Below are 18,890 nucleotides of genomic sequence, written 5' to 3'. Positions count from 1 at the left end.
CATTGGAGGAAAATTCGCATGTACTCTCAGTTTATCAAAGAACTTATCGATTTACCAGATGTTTTGATTCAAAAGGTGCGAAAAGAAGGAGATCGTTGGATTTTCGAACTTTCTCTACCTGAACAATGCCCATTATGTCCCGTCTGCTTGAAACGCACGATCAAAATGACAGGAAAAAAGAAGCAATGGATGCATGGCTATGCTCAACGAATCGGGATTTTTTGGATTGAACTTCCTGTCGAGCGCAGACGTTGTAGTACGTGTGGCATGACGTTCAGCACGTCTTATCCAGGAATCTCCCCTCGAAGTGTGGCAACAGACGCTTTTCAGCAATGGGTGGCGCAATCTTGCATCGGGACATCCATTCAGGCAGTAGCTCGGATGCTCAAACTCCCTTACACGACCGTGGAACGTTGGTTTTATACCCATGCCCCTTCCTTCCTATCGAATGATATCCAACCAAAGGCGGTTTGTGTCGATGAATTTGCCTTTCGAAAAGGGCATGACTACGGAGTGGCGATCATGGATGCCGAGACGGGAGAAGTGTATGCCATCGAAGCTGGAAAGAACGAGGAAGCCATCAGACGTGCGTTGGCGCATGTGTCTCGTTCTGTTCAGTATGTCGTAAGCGATTTAGCCCCAGCGATGAAAAAAGCCATTCAAGGGGGTTGCCCAGAGGCGACACACGTGGTCGATTATTTCCATGTCATTCAGCTGTTTACGGATGCTTTAGATCGTTGCCGCAAATATGTAGACAAAGGAAGCAGGAAACACGGAAATGTTCGTTACGTTTGCCGTTTATTGAGCACATGCCCAGAGAAATTGACGGAGGAAGAACGTCAAATCGTACGAGAATGGTGTAATGAAAGCGATGACTTAAAGTCGGTCTACCAATCGCTCCAACATTTTCGTTATGTGTCCAAAAGCAAAGACGAGCAACAGGCGAAACGACGTTTGGAGTCTTGGATTCATCGGTATTCGTTTTGTCCTTGTTCGGTTGTGCGCGCGATTGCAAAAGCGCTCGTCAAGCGAACAGAAGAAATCGTTTCTTGCATTTTATCCCCTTACTCGAATGGGAAAATGGAAGGAACGAACAACAAGATCAAGCTGATCAAACGTCGAGGATATGGATACAGAAATATCCAGCGTTTTGCATTACGGGTTCGGTTAGAAACGACTAACATACTTTAATGGCAGGTGCAAGTACATCTTTTGGTGATGAACCGGTGAAAACTTGCCGTCTATTTGGCGATCGGGCCGTTTTTTGGCATTCCAAGAGCGGCGAGCGTCGCTTATGAAATCGGGGCGAAGCCGTTTTTCATCGATGGCGGCGCGGCGCTCGGCAAGGCTTTGGATCGGACATCGGCCAACAAACGGAAGCACGCGGCGTAAATCAACCGGGAGGCGAGGGTCTCCCGGTTTTCGCTTTTGGACGGACAGAAACGGTGAAATTTGTGGGGTGATTCGCTATAATGAGGACAAGCGACGATAGCCGCAAAGGATCGAAAAGGTGTGATGAACCGTGAAAATCACGATCGCCGGGGCGGGGTATGTGGGGCTGGTGACCGCCGCCTGTCTGGCTGATAAAGGCCATGATGTCATATGCGTGGACGTGGATGAGGAAAAAATTCGCTTGTTAAATAAAGGGATCGTTCCGATTTATGAGCCGGGACTTGAACCGCTCATCGAACGAAACAGCGCCCGCCTTCGCTTTACGACCAACGATGTGGAAGCGTATCAGCAGGCGGAAGTGATTATGATCGCTGTCGGCACCCCGCCGCTTCCGGACGGTTCCGTGCATCTTGACGCTGTTTGGAAGGCGCTCGGCCGCATCGTGCTGGCGGTGGAGCGCGACTGTCTCGTGGCGATCAAATCAACGGTGCCCGTCGGCACAGGGGATGAGGCCGCGCGCTTTGTAGCTGAAAACGGACGCCCTGGGGTGCGCATCGACATCGTTTCCAATCCGGAGTTTCTCTCACAAGGAACAGCCGTGCGCGATACGCTGCAGGCGCCGCGCATCGTGTTGGGGGTGGAATCGGAGCGCGCCGAGCGGGTGATGAAGGACCTGTACGCCCCGTTTGCCCTCCCGTACGTCGTGACGGACCGAAGAAGCGCAGAGATGATCAAATACGCCGCCAATGTGTTTTTGGCGCTGAAAATTTCCTACATCAACGAGATCGCCAACGTCTGTGAACTGGTCGGCGCTGATGTTCAGGCGGTGGCGGAAGCGATCGGCATGGATCCGCGCATTGGCCGCCGCTTTTTGCGCGCGGGCGTCGGCTATGGGGGCTCGTGCTTGCCGAAAGATGCGAAGGCGCTTTACGCGTTGGCTGCTTCCCATGGCTATTCGCTCAAAACCGTGTGGGCGGCGATGGACGTCAATGAGAAACAAAAGTGGAAGCTCCTTGACAAAGCGCGTCCGTATATCAGAGATTTTCGCAACCGGACTGTTGCCGTCCTTGGCGCCGCATTCAAGCCCGGCACGGACGATGTGCGCGAATCGCCGGCATTGGCGAACATCGAACGCCTGATCGCCGAAGGAGCCGCCGTGCGCGTCTGGGACCCAGCTGCCCTCGGACATGTCGCCCGTTGCTTTGGCGATGCGGTTGTTGGTTGCAAAACGATTGAGGAAGCGATTCGCGGAGCGGATGTTTGTTTCATTTTCACCGAATGGCCGGCCGTGCTCCAGTTTGACCTTCACCGCTACAAGGGGCTCATGAAGACGCCAATCGTGGTGGACGGGCGCAACTGTTACGACTTGAGGGCAGCCGAAGCAGCCGGCCTGATCTACGAATCAATCGGGCGGCCAGCGGTGGGTGGATGGCAAAGCGCGATGAAGGAAACGGTGGAGCATCACGAATGACGTTTGGGACAGCAGCTCACTCACTAAACGTGCAGTGGGCTGCCTTTCTTTATGAATGTGAGGGAATGAAAATTCCAAAATTTCCGTTTATAATATTAGGAAAGTAGAAGAGAGGGGGAAACGTCATGATAAACGAAGAGATCAAACGGCTGGTCGATGAAGTGAAAGCGGATGTCATCGCCTGGCGCCGCCATTTGCACGCCAATCCAGAGCTGTCTTTTGAGGAGGAAAAAACGGCGCAGTTCGTTTATGACACGCTGCAGTCGTTCGGGAATTTCCAGCTTTCCCGGCCGACGAAAACGAGCGTCATGGCGCGGCTCATTGGCAAACAGCCGGGCCGGGTCGTCGCCATCCGCGCCGATATGGATGCGCTGCCGATTCAAGAGGAAAACACGTTTGAGTTTGCCTCGAACAACCCCGGCGTCATGCATGCGTGCGGGCATGACGGCCATACGGCGATGCTGTTGGGGACGGCGAAAATTTTTTCGCAGCTGCGCGACCAAATCAACGGCGAGATTCGCTTTTTGTTCCAACATGCGGAAGAACTGTTCCCCGGCGGGGCGGAAGAAATGGTGCAGGCCGGCGTCATGGACGGGGTGGACGTTGTCATCGGCACTCACCTTTGGTCGCCGCTTGAGCGCGGAAAAATCGGCATTGTGTATGGGCCGATGATGGCCGCACCCGACCGGTTTTTCATCCGCATCATCGGCAAAGGCGGCCACGGGGCGATGCCGCACCAAACGATCGATGCGATCGCCATCGGCGCCCAAGTCGTGACGAACTTGCAACATATCGTCTCACGCTACGTTGACCCGCTCGAGCCAGTCGTTCTGTCCGTGACGCAATTTGTCGCCGGTACGGCGCATAACGTCCTGCCTGGGGAGGTCGAAATTCAAGGGACGGTGCGGACGTTTGATGCGGAGCTGCGGCAGACGATCCCGCAATGGATGGAGCGCATTGTCAAAGGCATTACCGAAGCGCACGGCGCTTCGTACGAGTTTCAATTTGACTACGGCTACCGCCCGGTCGTCAACTACGATGAAGTGACCCGCGTCATCGAAGAAACAGCGCGCGAGCTGTTTGGCGATGAAGCCATCGCCCGCCTGAAGCCGAACATGGGCGGCGAGGATTTCTCGGCCTTCTTGCAAAAAGCGCCGGGCAGCTTTTTCTACGTCGGCGCTGGAAACAAAGAAAAAGGCATCGTTTATCCGCATCACCACCCACGCTTTACGATTGACGAGGATGCACTTGAGATTGGGGTGCAGCTGTTTGTCGCGGCGACGTTGAAACTGTTGGCGGGGGCGGAGTAAGGCGCTTCCGCTTTTTTGCACATCTTAAAGGCGGATCGATGTATTACATACTCTTTCTTTGTCGCCAATTCACATGGTTGAACTTGGTGCAGCTCACGTGAGCGGAGAGGAAATGAAGGGGGCATGGAGTTCCCTGCCTCCCTTGCTTTTTCAGCCCCAACTCGATCAAGACGTCAAGGCTAGGCGATTTTTATAATCTTTGTAATCGACGCTGGGTCGGGGTCTTGGTGGTAAAGAGTATGGACAAAATCGCCATCAAGCGTAGCGAAGTAGTCATAATGGTGGTATGTTGCAATGGCATAATGCAAGGCATCATAGGCTTCGAGCTGGAACAACCGCATTTGAGCCAAGGCTAAATCTTGAATGTGGGCATCTGTTGTTAGGAATTCAATGTGGAAATGGTGCCTTAGGGCAGATAAAAATTCATTATATCGGTCAATGGAATTGTTGTAGAAGATTTGCAACTTGTTTCTTTTTGAGGGATAATTCATCTTCACTAATTTGATTAATTCTGAAACATTAATAAAAACGTTCTTCTTGTAGAAACTTGGAATCTGTTTTTTCCAAACGTTATATAGGAAGGATACGCTTTCTTCTGATTCCCCAAGGTGATGATTATGGCGAGACTTTGAACGTAAATGGGATTGATTTTTATGGTAGATTTCTAATGGTACTAGAATTTCTTGAATGAATAAGTTATGTACTACTTCCCCAAATACATGTGTACTGATCCCTAATTTCGTTATACCTTCGTTATGCCACTTTTGAAGGATTTCACATACCTTATCTCCCCTTGGATCATTGGAGTCCATATAGGCCAAAATAAAACAAGCATCGATGTATATAGACGCTTGTCCAAAATGTTCATCTATGGCATCTTCATATGTCATCACAAAAGACATAATCGGCTATCGTCCTTGTTTGTAGATGTCCACTAATTTTTTGCCAAAGGGAGAAGGTTTGGCTATTTTTTTCCGTAATTCGGCAAATGGAAGATCCTTATCTGGTTTATTGGCCTGTTCAGTGTGAGACAGTGTCACCCTCATTTTCGTTTCCAAAGCGGAGGGCATATCGATCACCTCATTGATTCCCCTTTCTAAAAATTATGGTTCATCACCAAATTTTGTGATTTAGTGACAAAAAAGAGAAAGCACTGACGAGATCCTGGCAATAATGTTAGCGGTGAAATAAACATTAAGGAGGTCTCGTAAGTGCTTTCTATACCACTAGGATTGCCAGAATTTAAAGTGATTAAACAAGAACTTCTTTCCTATGGTTATGCGATTCATGTAGAGAAAACAGAGACACAGGAACGTTGCCCTCATTGTGGGTTTGCCACTTCCTCTGTCCACGACAGACGGACAAGAAAAGTACGGGATTTGGCGATTTTCCATCAACCGGTGTACTTGTTCATAAAGGTAAAGCGCTATCGGTGCTGGAATTGTTCTCAAGTGTTTTCCGCCTCTTTGGAATCGATTCCACCCAATCAACACTACACCAATCGATTTTGTGAGTACTTGTATGAACTTTGCGAAGGCTCCACCATTCAAGAGGTTAGCCGAAAGCACCGCATCCCATATACAACATTGGAACGCATTTATTACTCCATCGCATCGAAAAAAGCAAAAGAGCGTCAAACAGCGATAGAAGCATCTTCTCAAGAAGGAATGGTGCTTAGTTTAGATGAAATCGCTGTAAAAAAGGGACATCAGTATGAAACTGTATTGATGGATGCCAGAGCCGGATCGGTCATGGGAATGCATGCCGATCGCCAATGTGACTCCGCCATCAACTTGTTGAGCCAAAATATCCTGTCGAAAGAAATGGTCCAAACGGTGATTCTTGACATGTGGGAATCTTATCATAAGGCGGTTCGCGCCCTGTTTCCATCTGCTTCGATTGTCATCGATAAGTACCATGTGGTTCAAAAAGTGACACAAGCCTTGGATCAAGCAAGAAAGGAATTTTCTCCATTGAAAAAGGCTCGATATCTTCTCTTGAAAGGCTGTGAAAAGCTTCGTAAGGACCAACGGCTTCGATTAGACGATATCTTGGAGGAGTATCCGGCACTTTCCATTGCTTATTATCTGAAAGAGTTGTTTCGGGATTTTTACCGAACCGATGGATATCATGAAGCAAAGGAACGCTTGGAAGAATGGATTCAGTTAGCCAAACAGAGCCCTTTTGCTTCTTTTCAGAAAGCAGCCAACACGCTTGAAAGGTGGAAGGAGCCTATTCTTTCCTACTTTTTGTGCCCATATACGAATGCCCGAATTGAGGGGACGAATCACAAGATCAAAAACATCAAACGCCGGGCATATGGCTATCGAAATCTAGAACGGTTTCGTTTGCGTGTATTTCTGGAGTGTACAGGGAACACTACAGGCAGTCAGGCTGCTTAAGCGCTCCCTTCTTCCGCTATCGGTATGATAGTTGGTAGAATGGAACCCGTCAAGGAAAGCACTTGACTGTTTCCATTCTACCAACTTCGTGGTCTGTATGCGGAAGAAGGATCCTGACTGATGAACCTATTTCATCCAGCTAACATGTCTCTAGGATTGAGTAGAAATCACAGAAAATGGTGAAGACCCAAAATTATAATGCTGGTCAGAAAAAATGTACAGATTTTTCTTTTATTGAGCTTTTTGCGATGTTGATTTTATGCGGCTTTTTCTCCCACTAAAAAAGCATGTTAATCCGTATAATCCTTAGTGTGACAAGGGATTGAAGGTTTGGGGTGAATGTTTGTGTCGACACAAACATTCGCCGACTCCCCCTTGATTTTATCAGGTTTTACTGGGGTAAAAAGTTTTTTCCTTCTCTCCCATCCCTTGTGTACCAACGATTTCACGTCATCGAAAATAGCTCTTTATTACTATACCCTTGTTCATGAAAGCATAAACAGGGAGAGAATCTCTCTTAAAAGGGAAATGGGGAAAGAAAAAAGGGGGGGACGGAAAATTTCAGCGTTTGAGCGAACGATGTTCAAACATTCTGGATAAGCAACTTTCAAAAAAGAAAATGGAAAAGTATCACCCTCCCTGTTATGATGGTAAAGGGTTGAACGAACAAGGCGCCCGCTTTCGTTTGTTGTTTAGGTGCCTTGTTTTGTTGGCAAAAAGGTTGTTGGCAGGTGAAAACAATGAGAGATTTTCTCTCCCGCTGGCTCCCCGTCATTCTCTGGTGCCTCGTCATTTATAGCTTCAGCGAGTCTTCCTGGTTCACCGGGGCGAATACGGCTCACGTGCTGCAGGTGATTCTCTCGTATTGGCCGTTTGGCGGCGGGGATGAAGAGGGGACGTCATGGCTGAACGCTTTGATCCGCAAAGCGGCGCATTTGACCGAGTTTGGCATTTTGGGTGCGCTCGTATGGCGGGCGCTCTCGCCCAAGCGGTTGGCGTATGCGGGCGCCTGGCTGTTTGCGACCGCTTATGCGGCAACCGACGAGTGGCACCAATCGTTTGAACCGGGGCGGACGGCGACGCCGAAAGATGTGGCCATTGACTCGTGCGGGGCGCTGATCGCGCTTTTGATAGTATGGGGCTGCCGCCGTTGGCTCAGGACAAAGCATCAGGCGGTGAAACGCGGTGTATAATAAAACACAAGCTCTCCCGACGTATAGGCCGAGGGGCAGAAGGAAAGAATAGAAAATGAGTTTACGAGAAAAGGGAGAGAAGGCCATGGTCGCGTTTATCGCCTGGCTGTTTGTCGGCTCGTTCGTCATGCTTGTCATCATGAGCATGATGGTGGCGGCGAAACGGGCGGATGAAGCGGGCGAACGGTGGAAGGAAAAGTAAGAGGTTTGCAGAGGGACGTTGGGCAATGACCGGGCGTTTTAAATTTTCCAAGTTGTTTTCATCCAGGGGGCAGCGGCAACTCCCTTGATGAAAGGGGGCTGCTGGATGATGACTGTTGCGGAGACGTTGTCGCGAATGATTTCGTTTGCGTCGCTGATCGCAGCAGTCATTGTGGTATCAAAAGAAAAGTAACCCACCCTGCTCGGCCTAGGTGAGGGTGGGTTACTTCTGCCTGCTTCTGGGCCGCTGCACTTCTTGCGGCCACCGTGCGTGTTGGTCAGGGCATTGGCCGTTGCCAATGTCCTGTTTTTATCGTATGCCTTTCCATTCTTATTATAACCATAATCGAGGGAAAATCACAATACGGCTTGCATGGAAAAGAGCGTACACATTCCTGAGGATGTGCTCAAAAAATTGCTTGATGGCGCACGAAAAATAGGATATACTATGTGTAACCGGTTACACATATACAAAAAAGAAGGAATCGAAAATGGCAACGATTCGTGATGTGGCAAAGCGTGCAGGTGTCTCCGTCGCCACCGTTTCGCGTGTGTTAAATCAAAATGGATATGTTAATGAGGAAACGGAAAGACGGGTTAGACAGGCGATGAAAGAGCTCAATTATAAACCGAATGAAGTGGCGAGAGCTCTGTTTAAAAAGACATCGAAAACAGTCGGACTCATTGTCCCTGATATTACCAATCCGTTCTTTCCCGAACTCGTTCGCGCGGTGGAAGATGTGATGAATATTTATGACTATACGGTCATTCTATGCAATTCCGATGAGAAAGTAGAAAAAGAACGAGAATACATCGAAGTGTTAAAGCAAAAATATGTGGACGGCGTCATTTTGACCACGAATCAGTTCGCGCCGGAAGAAGTCGAGGAATGGGATGTTCCGATTGTCGTGCTCGACCGTCCGTTGCATGAGCGTTATCCGTCGGTGGTCGCGGATAATTACGAGGGAGCTCGTTTAGCGACGCGGCATTTGTATGAAGTGGGCTGCCGGCGGATTGCCCATATTCAAGGGCCCAACCACGTGGTGAACGCCATGGAGCGTTTCCGCGGCTATCAAGATGAAATGAGGGCGTTAGGGTTGGGAGATCGTCAGCTCGTCATTCAAGGGAATTACCAGTTGAAGCAGGCGAAAGAAGCGGTGATGGCCGCGTTGGCTGAACATGATATGGACGGGATCTTTGCCGGCAACGACGCGATGGCGGTCGGTGCTTTGAAAGCGGTTCAGCAATGCGGGCTGCGGGTTCCGGATGATATTGCCATTATTGGCTACGACGGCATCCCGCTGACGGAAATGACAACACCCGAACTATCGACCGTGTCTCAGCCTATTTACGAAATGGGGGCCATGGCGGCAAGAATTTTAATTAAACAAATTGAGGGGAAGCCGCTTGAGAAGCTCCATTATCAACTTCCGGTTCAACTTGTGGTGCGGCAGTCGACGTCAAGGAGGGGATTGACTTGAACAAACCAACCATTACGGTGATCGGCAGCATCAACATGGACTTAGTCACTGTGGCGGCACGGTTTCCAAACCAAGGGGAGACCATCTTGGGTGAGCGGTTTCTCACCACTCCCGGCGGCAAGGGGGCGAATCAGGCGGTGGCAGCCGCCCGCCTCGGCGCCAACATTCGGATGATTGGCGCAGTGGGGGATGATGCGTTTGGTCAAGAGCTCATCCGTTCGTTACAAAATGAGGGCATTTCCGTCGATTATGTGAAACCGGTTACACATGGGAGTACAGGCATTGCTTCCATTACGATTTCTGAGCGGGACAATCGGATCATCGTCGTTCCTGGGGCGAATCATGCGCTTACGCCGGAAGATCTCGATTCATGTGAATCCGTGATCGCCGAAAGCGATGTTTGCTTATTGCAGCTCGAGATTCCGCTTCCCGTTGTGGAACGGGCGGTTTCGATCGCTCATCGCCATGGCGTGCGCGTCATCGTCAACCCCGCTCCGGCCCAGCCGCTGCCGCCGTCGGTGCTTGAGCAGGCGAGTTTCTTGACGCCCAATGAACATGAACGGACGATTTTGTTCGACAAGATGGACGAAGAAGCGTTTGCCGATAAGCTGATTGTCACCGAAGGGGCAAAAGGGGTGCGCATTTGGCAAGATGGACAAGAACGGCTCATTCCAAGTTTCCAAGTTCCCGTCGTGGATACGACGGGCGCGGGCGATACGTTTAACGGTGCGCTTGCCGTGGCGTTGGCAGAAGGGAAGCCGCTTGATGAAGCGTGTCGGTTTGCCAATGCGGCGGCGGCCTTGTCGGTGACGAAACTTGGGGCGCAAGCTGGGATGCCGAGACGGCAAGAGGTCGAATCATTTTTGTCCAGACAGAAGGAGAGTCACTGATGAAAAAAAGCGGGATTTTGAATAAAGAATTGAACACGCTGCTTGCCTCGCTCGGGCACACCGATACGATCGTGATTGCCGATTGCGGGTTGCCGATTCCGAACGAACAGGCGCGCATCGACTTGTCTCTCGTCAAAGGGTTTCCGCCCTTTTTATCCGTGTTGGATGCGGTTGTTGATGAATTGGAAATTGAAGCAATCGTACTAGCCGAGGAGATCAAAGACCAGAATCCGGATTTATACGAAAGCATCAGGGCAAGAATGGGTGGTGTGCCTGTGCAGTTTGTTCCCCACGAACAATTCAAAGCGATGACGAAGCAGGCGAAAGCGGTGATTCGCACAGGAGAGGCAACCCCCTATGCCAATATCATTCTGCGTTCCGGTGTAAGTTTTTCATCGAAAGATTTCTGAAGGAAAAGGAGGGCAGAAACGATGAGGCCCTTGATTGACATGCGGTCGATTCAAAAATCGTTTGGCGCCAATATCGTTCTGAATGGCGTTGATTTTGAAGTGCTTCCTGGAGAAGTGCATGCGTTGATGGGAGAGAACGGAGCGGGGAAATCGACGCTCATCAAGGTGTTGACCGGCATTTATGAGCGGGATGGGGGAACGATTGTTGTCAACGGGCGCGAAGTGCATTACCGTCATCCGAAAGAGGCGGAACGCGACGGGATTGTCGTGATTCATCAAGAGTTGAATGTCATTCCAACATTGACGGTGGCCGAAAACATTTTTCTTGGCCGCGAGCCGAAAATCGGGAGAACGGGTGTCATTCGTTATAAAGAAATGGAGCAACAGGCCGCTTCCTATTTGCGGAGATTAGGGATGGACCTTGACCCACGAGAACTCGCCGGTCGGTTGTCTGTCGGAAAACAGCAAATGATCGAAATTGCCAGGGCCATTTCGACGAATGCGAAGTGCCTTATTATGGATGAACCGACAGCGGCGCTGACGGAACGGGAAATTCAGGCTTTATTTTCTGTTATTCGCACCTTGAAACAGCAAGGCGTCGCGGTTGTTTACATTTCACATCGGATGGAAGAGATTTTTACCATTTGCGACCGGATTTCGGTTCTCCGCGATGGCCAGTTCATCGGAACGAAACGAGTAAAGGAAACGAACTTCGATGAAATTGTTCAAATGATGGTCGGCAGGCAAATTGGGGAACGTTTTCCAAAACGGCGCGTCACCATTGGAGAAGAACGGCTGCGCGTAGAGCGGCTCACGAAAAAAGGGTTGTTTGAGAATGTATCGTTTTCCGTGCGAGCCGGTGAAGTGCTTGGTGTGGCGGGACTGATGGGATCGGGGCGAACCGAGATCATGGAAGCGATTTTCGGAGCCAGACCATTCGATGAAGGAGACATCTATATCGACGGGCGTCCTGTGCGCATCCGTTCTCCGCGCCAGGCCGTCGAACATGGCATCGCCATGATTACCGAAGACCGAAAGCAAAAAGGGCTCATTCTCGAGATGAGCGTCCATGAGAATTTGACCTTGCCGAAGTTGGAACAATTAGCAACAGCGGGATTCATCCAGTCATCGAAAGAACGGGACGTGGTGTTGACATACATTCATCTGTTGAATATTAAAGCCTCTTCCCCAGATTTACCCGTGAAAGCATTGAGCGGCGGGAATCAACAAAAAGTCGTATTCGGCAAATGGCTGGCGATGAACCCGCGCATCCTCATTTTGGATGAACCGACTCGCGGCGTGGATGTTGGGGCAAAGAAAGAGATTTATGAAGTGATCAATGAATTGGCTGCCCAAGGCGCCGCGATCATTATGATCTCTTCTGAACTGCCGGAAGTATTGGGCATGAGCGACCGCGTTATGGTCATCCATGAAGGGAAAGTGCAAGCGATCTTGGAAAACGACGGGTTGGATCAAGAAACCATCATGCGGGCGGCGACAGGGGGGAATCGATGATGGGAGCAAAGCGAAAATGGGATGTGAAAAAACTAGGGCCTTTGATCGGGCTGTTTCTGCTATGCATCGTGCTTTCCATATTGAGCGATGACTTTTTGACGATGGACAACTGGCTCAATCTCCTGCGGCAAGTATCGATTAACGCGCTCATCGCCTTTGGCATGACGTTTGTCATTTTAACGGGAGGCATTGATTTATCGGTCGGTTCGGTGTTGGCGTTATCAAGCGCGATCACAGCAGGAATGATGGCGCAAGGGGTCAATGGATTTGTTGCGATATTCGTCGGCTTATTAGCAGGCGCGGCCATGGGCGTCTTGAACGGAGTCTTGGTCACCAAAGGAAAAGTGGCTCCTTTTATTGCCACGCTGGCGACCATGACGGCGTTTCGCGGCTTGACTCTCGTTTACACGGACGGTCGCCCGATTACAGGGTTTGCGTCTGATGACATCCTGTTTCAGATGATGGGGCGCGGTTATTTCTTCGGCATTCCCGTACCTATTATATTGATGCTCACGGTCTATATCGCTTTGTATGTAGTATTGAAAAAGACTACATTTGGCCGCCATACGTACGCGATTGGCGGGAACGAAGAAGCGAGCCGTCTATCGGGACTTCGCGTTGATCGACTCAAAATATATGTGTATGCCCTAACAGGGGCGTTATCTGCTTTGGCGGGGCTCATTTTAACTTCCCGTTTGAATTCCGCGCAGCCGACAGCGGGAACGGCGTACGAGTTGGATGCCATTGCGGCCGTTGTTTTAGGCGGCACCAGTTTGTCAGGAGGAAGAGGCTGGATTTTCGGCACGTTAGTCGGCGCCTTGATTATCGGTGTATTGAACAATGGATTGAACTTGCTCAATGTGTCGTCGTTTTACCAGCAAGTCATCAAAGGAGCGGTCATTCTTCTTGCGGTGCTGTTAGACCGCCGCAAAGAAGTATGATAGATGTTATCAAAAAATAAGGGGGAGTATGAAAATGCGAAAAGCAGTTGGTTTGTTAGTCACATTGTTGCTTACAGGCGGCGTGTTGGGTGGATGTTCGCTCGACCAGAACAACGCATCGAGCGACAAAGGGAAAACGAAACAGGATGGAGAAGTCAAAATCGGTTTATCCATTTCCACCTTGAACAACCCGTTCTTCGTCACTTTAAAAGAAGGGGCTGAAAAAGCCGCCAAGGACGAAGGGGCAAAATTGATTGTCGTCGATGCCCAAAATGACTCGGCGAAACAAATTAACGATATTGAAGACTTGATCCAACAACACGTCGATGTGCTTTTGGTCAACCCGACGGACTCAAGCGCCGTCACTTCTGCGATTGAATCAGCCAACAGCGCCGACATTCCGGTCATTACGGTCGACCGCAGTGCGGACGGCGGGAAAGTGGTCGCCCATATCGCCTCCGACAATGTGGCTGGAGGAAAAATGGCGGCGCAATTTATCGTCGATCATTTGAAAAACGGCGGAAACATTGTGGAATTGGAAGGGATTCCTGGTTCGTCAGCAGCCCGTGAACGCGGAGAAGGATTCCACCAAGTGCTTGACAAAGCAGCCAATATGAAAGTCGTCGCCAAACAAGCGGCTGATTTTGACCGGGCGAAAGGACTGGCGGTCATGGAAAACATTTTGCAAAGCCATAAAGACATTCAAGCGGTCTTTGCCCATAACGACGAAATGGCCTTAGGGGCGTTGGAAGCCTTGCAAGCCCATGGAATGAACAACGTCCTTGTGGTCGGGTTCGATGCGACAGATGATGCGGTCAAAGCGGTGAAAGAAGGCAAAATGGCGGCCACAGTAGCGCAAAAGCCGGCATTAATTGGCGAAAAGGCTGTAGAAGCAGCCATTCGTGTTCATAAAGGGGAGAAAGTGGACAAATTTATCCCGGTTCCGCTTGAATTGGTTCAAGGGCAATAATATGGAATTTTATCCGGTGGTGCTAGTTGAGCTCTGGTGCTCAACTAGCACCATGGGTTTTTTTATAATTTCCCAAATCCTTTCATACGGCAACATAAAATTTCCCCCAACAGATAAAAATAACTACTAATAGCATAACGTGATGAACGCTTGTCCGATAAGAGGAAGTCGTAAAGTAAATGTTTTTCATTCGTATGTAATGAAAAAATAGGAAAAAGGGGTCCGCCATGCTTCACAAACTCGACTGGATGACGTACATCATGATCATTTTAGCCAGCTACCGGTTCACCCATTTGATCGTCTTTGATAAGATCACTGAATTTATTCGCAATCCGTTTATGAAAAAAGAGGAAATTCAACACGAGGACGGGAGTACGGAAATCAAGAAAGTGCCGAAATCGAAATTTGGTTATTTGTTGAATTGTTATTGGTGCGCGGGTGTATGGAGTGCGATGTTTCTCGCGCTTGGGTATTTATTCATCCCGACAATTGCAATGCCGTTTATTTTTATTTTTTCGATCGCCGGGGCGCAGGCGATTTTGGAGACGTTTGTCGGGGTGGGGACGAAGGCGATCGATCTGTTGTCGGCGGCGAAAAAACGAATGGACTAGAGTGTGTTGGCGGCGGGCAGAGAGCAGGGAACATTTGCGGGCGTGCGGCGGAAAAATGCCGCACGCTCGCTTTTCTTGCTTTTGTAGGTATATCGTTATTGACTTATATAAGCATTTAATTATATACTGATTGACAGAAACAATTTCGTTGGTCGGCGCGACTGTTTCCATGATGTATGTTCGTTTTTTTATAAGCAAATAATTATATGATGATGAATGGAGGGGTTATATGCCGCAACTCGCAATGGAGATGGAAGCGACAGCCCGGGTGTTGAAGCTGCTCGGCGATCCGACGCGGCTGACGATTTTAGCCATTTTACAAAAGCGGGAGTGCTGTGTGTGTGAGCTGATGGAAGTGTTTTCGTCAAGCCAACCGGCGATCAGCCAGCATCTTCGCAAATTGAAAGACGCCGGGTTGCTCCAAGAGGAGCGGAGAGGGCAATGGGTGTATTATTCGCTCCGTCCGCAAAGCGAATACTACTCGCTGTTGCAAACGATATTGTCGTACGTTCCCGATCAAGACGAAAACATTCGCAAAATCGAGGAAGCGAATCCGGCGTTCCGCTGCGGGTGCTGATTTTTTCAAACGGGGTGAATGATGATGGATTGTTGCGAACCGAAGCGGTTGTCGTTTTTAGATCGGTATTTGACGGTATGGATTTTTTTGGCGATGGCGGCTGGGATTGGAATCGGGATTTGGGCTCCGGGGCTGGTGGATGGGCTGAACCGCCTGCAAGTCGGAACAACCTCGATTCCGATTGCGATCGGGTTGATTTTGATGATGTATCCGCCGCTGGCGAAAGTGCGTTACGAAGAAATGGGACGTGTGTTCAAAGATGTGAAGGTGCTCGTTTTGTCCCTCGTGCAAAACTGGGTGATCGGTCCGCTGCTGATGTTCATCTTGGCGATTGTCTTTTTGCCGGATAAGCCGGAGTATATGATCGGCTTGATTTTAATCGGCCTCGCCCGCTGCATCGCCATGGTCATCGTCTGGAACGATTTGGCGCGCGGCGATGCGGAATATGCGGCAGGGCTTGTCGCTTTCAATTCGCTCTTTCAAGTCGTGTTTTTCTCGCTGTACGCGTATGTGTTTGTCACGGTGATTCCCGAGTGGATCGGGCTTGAAGGGGCGGTCGTGAACATCACGATGACGGAAGTGGCAAAATCGGTGTTCCTGTACTTAGGGGTTCCGTTTTTGGCCGGCATGGCAACAAGGTTTGTGCTTGTGAAAGCGAAGGGGCGGCAATGGTATGAAACGGTGTTTGTGCCGAAAATCAGCCCGCTGACGCTCGTTGCGCTCTTGTTTACGATTGTCGTGATGTTTTCGCTCAAAGGAGACATGATCGTCAGCTTGCCGCTTGACGTCGTCCGGATTGCGATTCCGTTGTTGCTGTATTTTGTTTTGATGTTTTTCGTCTCCTTCTTTTTGGCGAAAAAATTGGGAGCCGGCTACCCGGTATCGACGACGCTCGCGTTTACGGCGGGAAGCAACAACTTTGAGCTGGCCATTGCCGTCGCCGTTGGGGTGTTTGGCATTCATTCGGGCGCGGCGTTTGCGGCGGTCATCGGTCCGCTTATTGAAGTGCCGGTGATGCTCGCGCTTGTCAACGTCGCTTTAGCGTTTCAGCGAAAGTATTTTTCCTCTGCTGCTCCAGAATCAAAATAAAGGTGGGAATCAACGATGAAGAAAAAAATCATTTATTTCTTATGCACAGGCAACTCATGCCGCAGCCAAATGGCGGAAGGCTGGGCCAAACAACTGTTAGGCGATGAATGGGATGTGTACAGCGCCGGGATTGAAGCGCACGGGCTCAATCCGAATGCGGTCAAGGTGATGAAAGAAGTCGGCATCGATATTTCGAAGCAAACGTCTGATGTCATCGACCCGGACTTGCTGAACCGTGCTGATTTGGTCGTGACGCTGTGCGGCCATGCGGCCGACCATTGTCCGGTCACTCCGCCGCACGTGAAGCGCGTCCATTGGGGCTTTGACGATCCAGCGAAAGCGGAAGGGACAGAAGAGGAGAAACTCGCGGTGTTCCGCCGCGTGCGCGATGAAATTGGCGCGCGCCTCCGCCGGTTTGCTGAGACGGGCGAATAGGAACGGGGCGGCAAGGCGCAGAAACGGTCGCGCATAGGGTGCGCGGCAGTTGCTCATCGAAGTGCGGACGGAAACAGGGAAGTGGCTGAACGGACGAAAACCGCTCGGCGCGAAAAAGATGGTGAGAAGCCATCTTGTCGATCCATCGCACATTCTGACAGACGAAATGAGCACACCAATGAAGGCGGCGCCGCATCAGGTCCCTGGAAGGCTGGTGAAAAACAACGGATTCGCTCGGTTTGTGCGAAATCGTAAGGAAGGAAGTTATGGTGTTGCAAGGTTTTTCAATTTGAGAAACACTGTTGGAGAGCAGCATTTCCCCTTAAATCACCAACCTTCTGGGAGAGAAACCGAATGGAGTTATTTCATCAGTTAGCTCGCCGAAACATAAAAATCAGCAAACAATCCGGTTTCGGGGAGCAATTACGACAACAGTGGGAAAAGGTGTTTGCCGGCCATTTGACTGCGGAAGAAAAACAACACATCCACCTTCATAATCGGAATGGAGTCAACGGCTACTTATGGCATGTGTTCAGCTATAAAATGAGAGACTGTTTAACGGAAGAAGAAGCGGAGACGGCGTTTGATCAAGAAGAGAAAACGTGCTGCTATCTTTTCTTTCAATATGGTGACGATGCGTTCAAAGTGGAGGACGCTTCCGTCTTGAAAGCCGCTGATCTGGCAGCGGAAAACGCCAAGATCGATCTATACGTGGTGGACAGCGAGTTCAACTGGACGTTTGTCATCACGCACGAAAGCGGATGGCTTGGCCCGTATTTTAGCAAAAGGTGACACCGTGGTTTCCAGTCAGGAGCTCGGTCCTCAGCTCCTTGGTTGGGTGCAAATACACGCTACTGGTTTTGCTTATCAACGGAATCCGATGAGGCAGAAAAAACGCCTGAAAAAAGAGTTCCAACCGGTCCGCGTACAGACTCGGTTGGAACGTTTCGTTTATCGCTCGTCGGCGGGAAAGAGGATGCCGGTTTGTCTTCGCGCTTCGTCCATGATTTCGATCGTCCAAAGCGAATGGCGGTGTGAGTTGATGGACGACTCCCGTTCCCCGCTTTCGATGAGACGGATAAACTCTTCCGCCTCGTAATACATCGGCGGTTTGTCTTGCGGGACGGTGATGTCCTCGACGCGCCCGTCGCGGTAGCGGATTTCCGCTTTGGTCGGCGTATGGATGGCGTCAATGATCATACTTCCTTCTTCTCCTTGGATTTCCGCCGGCAAGTAGGAATTGGCGATTTTCGAATAAAAGACGATCCCATCCATCCCCCCGTAGTCGAAGACGATTGTTCCTTCGCCGTCTACCCCCGATTCAAGCTTGAGGCTTTGTGCTTTGAGGCTCTTCGGCTTGCCAAACAGCACCACCATCGGGTACAGGCAGTAGACGCCGATATCCATCAATGCTCCGTTCGAAAAAGCCGGATTGAAGGCGTTGAGCACCGTTCCTTGCTTATAGGCGTCATAGCGCGATGAATATTGGCAGTAGCTCGCCACATAACGGCGGATGCGGCCGAGTTTCGGCAAGTGCTCGCGGATGGACCGGGATGTGGGGAGCAGTGTCGCTTTCATCGCTTCCATCAACACGACGCCGTTTCGCTCGGCCGCTTCGATCATCGCCTTTACTTCTTTGGCGTTCGAGGCGAGCGGTTTTTCGCATAAGACGTGTTTGCCGTGGTTCATGAGCAAGATCGCCTGCTCGGCATGAAGTGCGTTCGGGCTCGCGATGTAGACCGCATCAATGTCAGGGCTGCCCGCCAGTTCGTGTAAATCAGTGAACGTGCGCGGCGCTCCGACTTTCTCGGCAAAACGCTTCGCTGTTTCCTCCGTCCGCGAGTAGACGGCGGCGAGTTCAATGGAATCGACGAGCTGCGCGGCGCCAATAAACGCTTCGGTGATCCAGTTTGTGCCGATTGTCGCGAATCGCACCATATTGTTTCCCTCCTTGATCGTATCGACCCTCATTGTACCATAAATTAACGGAGGGGCTTCGTTT

Annotated in this window: 21 protein-coding genes and 1 pseudogene; 20 read left to right on the top strand and 2 right to left on the bottom strand. The window is 50.3% G+C overall.

Annotated elements, in window-relative coordinates:
- The first annotated feature begins 18 nt into the window (after positions 1 to 18).
- The 4 genes and pseudogenes from LG52_RS16385 to LG52_RS16375 all read left to right on the top strand — a co-directional run bounded on the left by LG52_RS16385 (position 19) and on the right by LG52_RS16375 (position 4,173).
- Positions 19 to 1,191, top strand: coding sequence for an ISL3 family transposase (locus LG52_RS16385; protein WP_044731098.1), 1,173 nt, complete (start codon positions 19 to 21; stop codon positions 1,189 to 1,191).
- 42 nt (positions 1,192 to 1,233) lie between these two features.
- A pseudogene (locus LG52_RS19995) lies at positions 1,234 to 1,335 on the top strand (branched-chain amino acid transport system II carrier protein); the annotation flags it as partial.
- Positions 1,336 to 1,522: 187 nt separating this feature from the next.
- Positions 1,523 to 2,863 (top strand): UDP-glucose dehydrogenase family protein, encoded by a 1,341-nt coding sequence (locus LG52_RS16380; RefSeq protein WP_044732751.1) that lies wholly within the window; start codon positions 1,523 to 1,525, stop codon positions 2,861 to 2,863.
- A gap of 125 nt (positions 2,864 to 2,988) precedes the next feature.
- Entirely contained in the window at positions 2,989 to 4,173 is a 1,185-nt protein-coding gene (locus tag LG52_RS16375; RefSeq protein WP_044732750.1) for a M20 family metallopeptidase, read from the top strand.
- Between the two features lie 179 nt (positions 4,174 to 4,352).
- On the opposite strand, the gene LG52_RS20695 is transcribed toward LG52_RS16375, so the two are convergent.
- The gene (locus LG52_RS20695) at positions 4,353 to 5,075 is read right to left on the bottom strand and encodes a type II toxin-antitoxin system VapC family toxin (protein WP_044732749.1); all 723 of its coding nucleotides are present in this window, start codon (positions 5,073 to 5,075) and stop codon (positions 4,353 to 4,355) included.
- 309 nt (positions 5,076 to 5,384) lie between these two features.
- On the opposite strand from LG52_RS20695, the gene LG52_RS16365 reads away from it, so the two are divergent.
- From LG52_RS16365 to LG52_RS16300, 16 genes are all read left to right on the top strand, one after another.
- Complete coding sequence (locus tag LG52_RS16365; RefSeq protein WP_044732748.1) at positions 5,385 to 6,575, top strand: ISL3 family transposase; 1,191 nt, start codon at positions 5,385 to 5,387, stop codon at positions 6,573 to 6,575.
- Between the two features lie 740 nt (positions 6,576 to 7,315).
- The gene (locus LG52_RS16360; RefSeq protein WP_044732747.1) at positions 7,316 to 7,768 is read left to right on the top strand and encodes a VanZ family protein; all 453 of its coding nucleotides are present in this window, start codon (positions 7,316 to 7,318) and stop codon (positions 7,766 to 7,768) included.
- Between the two features lie 85 nt (positions 7,769 to 7,853).
- Positions 7,854 to 7,970, top strand: a complete 117-nt coding sequence (locus tag LG52_RS21075) for a DUF3789 domain-containing protein (protein ID WP_407059890.1) — start codon at positions 7,854 to 7,856, stop codon at positions 7,968 to 7,970.
- Between the two features lie 87 nt (positions 7,971 to 8,057).
- Positions 8,058 to 8,162, top strand: a complete 105-nt coding sequence (locus LG52_RS21070; RefSeq protein WP_407059889.1) for a putative holin-like toxin — start codon at positions 8,058 to 8,060, stop codon at positions 8,160 to 8,162.
- Positions 8,163 to 8,460: 298 nt separating this feature from the next.
- Positions 8,461 to 9,450: a LacI family DNA-binding transcriptional regulator gene (locus tag LG52_RS16355; RefSeq protein ID WP_011232701.1), complete on the top strand. Its 990-nt coding sequence runs from the start codon at positions 8,461 to 8,463 to the stop codon at positions 9,448 to 9,450.
- Positions 9,447 to 10,340, top strand: a complete 894-nt coding sequence (gene rbsK, locus LG52_RS16350) for a ribokinase (RefSeq protein WP_014196888.1) — start codon at positions 9,447 to 9,449, stop codon at positions 10,338 to 10,340. Before LG52_RS16355 ends, rbsK begins: the two co-directional genes overlap by 4 nt.
- The gene (gene rbsD / locus LG52_RS16345; protein WP_011232699.1) at positions 10,340 to 10,750 is read left to right on the top strand and encodes a D-ribose pyranase; all 411 of its coding nucleotides are present in this window, start codon (positions 10,340 to 10,342) and stop codon (positions 10,748 to 10,750) included. The genes rbsK and rbsD overlap by 1 nt, the downstream gene beginning before the upstream one ends.
- A 21-nt stretch (positions 10,751 to 10,771) precedes the next feature.
- Positions 10,772 to 12,265, top strand: coding sequence for a sugar ABC transporter ATP-binding protein (locus LG52_RS16340; RefSeq protein WP_044732746.1), 1,494 nt, complete (start codon positions 10,772 to 10,774; stop codon positions 12,263 to 12,265).
- Positions 12,262 to 13,206 (top strand): ribose ABC transporter permease, encoded by a 945-nt coding sequence (rbsC, locus tag LG52_RS16335; RefSeq protein WP_025038926.1) that lies wholly within the window; start codon positions 12,262 to 12,264, stop codon positions 13,204 to 13,206. The genes LG52_RS16340 and rbsC overlap by 4 nt, the downstream gene beginning before the upstream one ends.
- A gap of 34 nt (positions 13,207 to 13,240) precedes the next feature.
- Complete coding sequence (rbsB, locus tag LG52_RS16330) at positions 13,241 to 14,176, top strand: ribose ABC transporter substrate-binding protein RbsB (RefSeq protein WP_044732745.1); 936 nt, start codon at positions 13,241 to 13,243, stop codon at positions 14,174 to 14,176.
- A 227-nt stretch (positions 14,177 to 14,403) separates the two neighbouring features.
- Entirely contained in the window at positions 14,404 to 14,787 is a 384-nt protein-coding gene (locus tag LG52_RS16325) for a DUF1360 domain-containing protein (RefSeq protein ID WP_044732744.1), read from the top strand.
- 229 nt (positions 14,788 to 15,016) lie between these two features.
- On the top strand, positions 15,017 to 15,364 hold the full coding sequence (locus LG52_RS16320) for an ArsR/SmtB family transcription factor (protein ID WP_044732743.1): 348 nt from the start codon (positions 15,017 to 15,019) through the stop codon (positions 15,362 to 15,364).
- Positions 15,365 to 15,388: 24 nt separating this feature from the next.
- On the top strand, positions 15,389 to 16,453 hold the full coding sequence (arsB, locus tag LG52_RS16315) for an ACR3 family arsenite efflux transporter (RefSeq protein ID WP_044732742.1): 1,065 nt from the start codon (positions 15,389 to 15,391) through the stop codon (positions 16,451 to 16,453).
- Positions 16,454 to 16,468: 15 nt separating this feature from the next.
- Positions 16,469 to 16,888 carry an arsenate reductase (thioredoxin) gene (gene arsC / locus LG52_RS16310; RefSeq protein ID WP_020278784.1) on the top strand — a complete coding sequence of 140 codons (420 nt, stop codon included), beginning with the start codon at positions 16,469 to 16,471 and terminating at the stop codon, positions 16,886 to 16,888.
- A 49-nt stretch (positions 16,889 to 16,937) separates the two neighbouring features.
- The gene (locus LG52_RS16305; RefSeq protein ID WP_025038924.1) at positions 16,938 to 17,264 is read left to right on the top strand and encodes a hypothetical protein; all 327 of its coding nucleotides are present in this window, start codon (positions 16,938 to 16,940) and stop codon (positions 17,262 to 17,264) included.
- Positions 17,243 to 17,680, top strand: a complete 438-nt coding sequence (locus tag LG52_RS16300) for a DUF4275 family protein (protein WP_025038923.1) — start codon at positions 17,243 to 17,245, stop codon at positions 17,678 to 17,680. Before LG52_RS16305 ends, LG52_RS16300 begins: the two co-directional genes overlap by 22 nt.
- Before the next feature lie 159 nt (positions 17,681 to 17,839).
- Here LG52_RS16300 and LG52_RS16295 read toward each other — a convergent pair whose 3' ends face one another.
- Positions 17,840 to 18,826 carry a Gfo/Idh/MocA family protein gene (locus tag LG52_RS16295; RefSeq protein WP_044732741.1) on the bottom strand — a complete coding sequence of 329 codons (987 nt, stop codon included), beginning with the start codon at positions 18,824 to 18,826 and terminating at the stop codon, positions 17,840 to 17,842.
- Positions 18,827 to 18,890: the final 64 nt, after the last annotated feature.

Source organism: Geobacillus kaustophilus (genome assembly GCF_000948285.1).
Classification (GTDB): domain Bacteria; phylum Bacillota; class Bacilli; order Bacillales; family Anoxybacillaceae; genus Geobacillus; species Geobacillus thermoleovorans_A.
The sequence above is the reverse complement of the archived record's forward strand: the minus strand, read 5'-3'. Positions and strand labels throughout refer to the sequence as shown.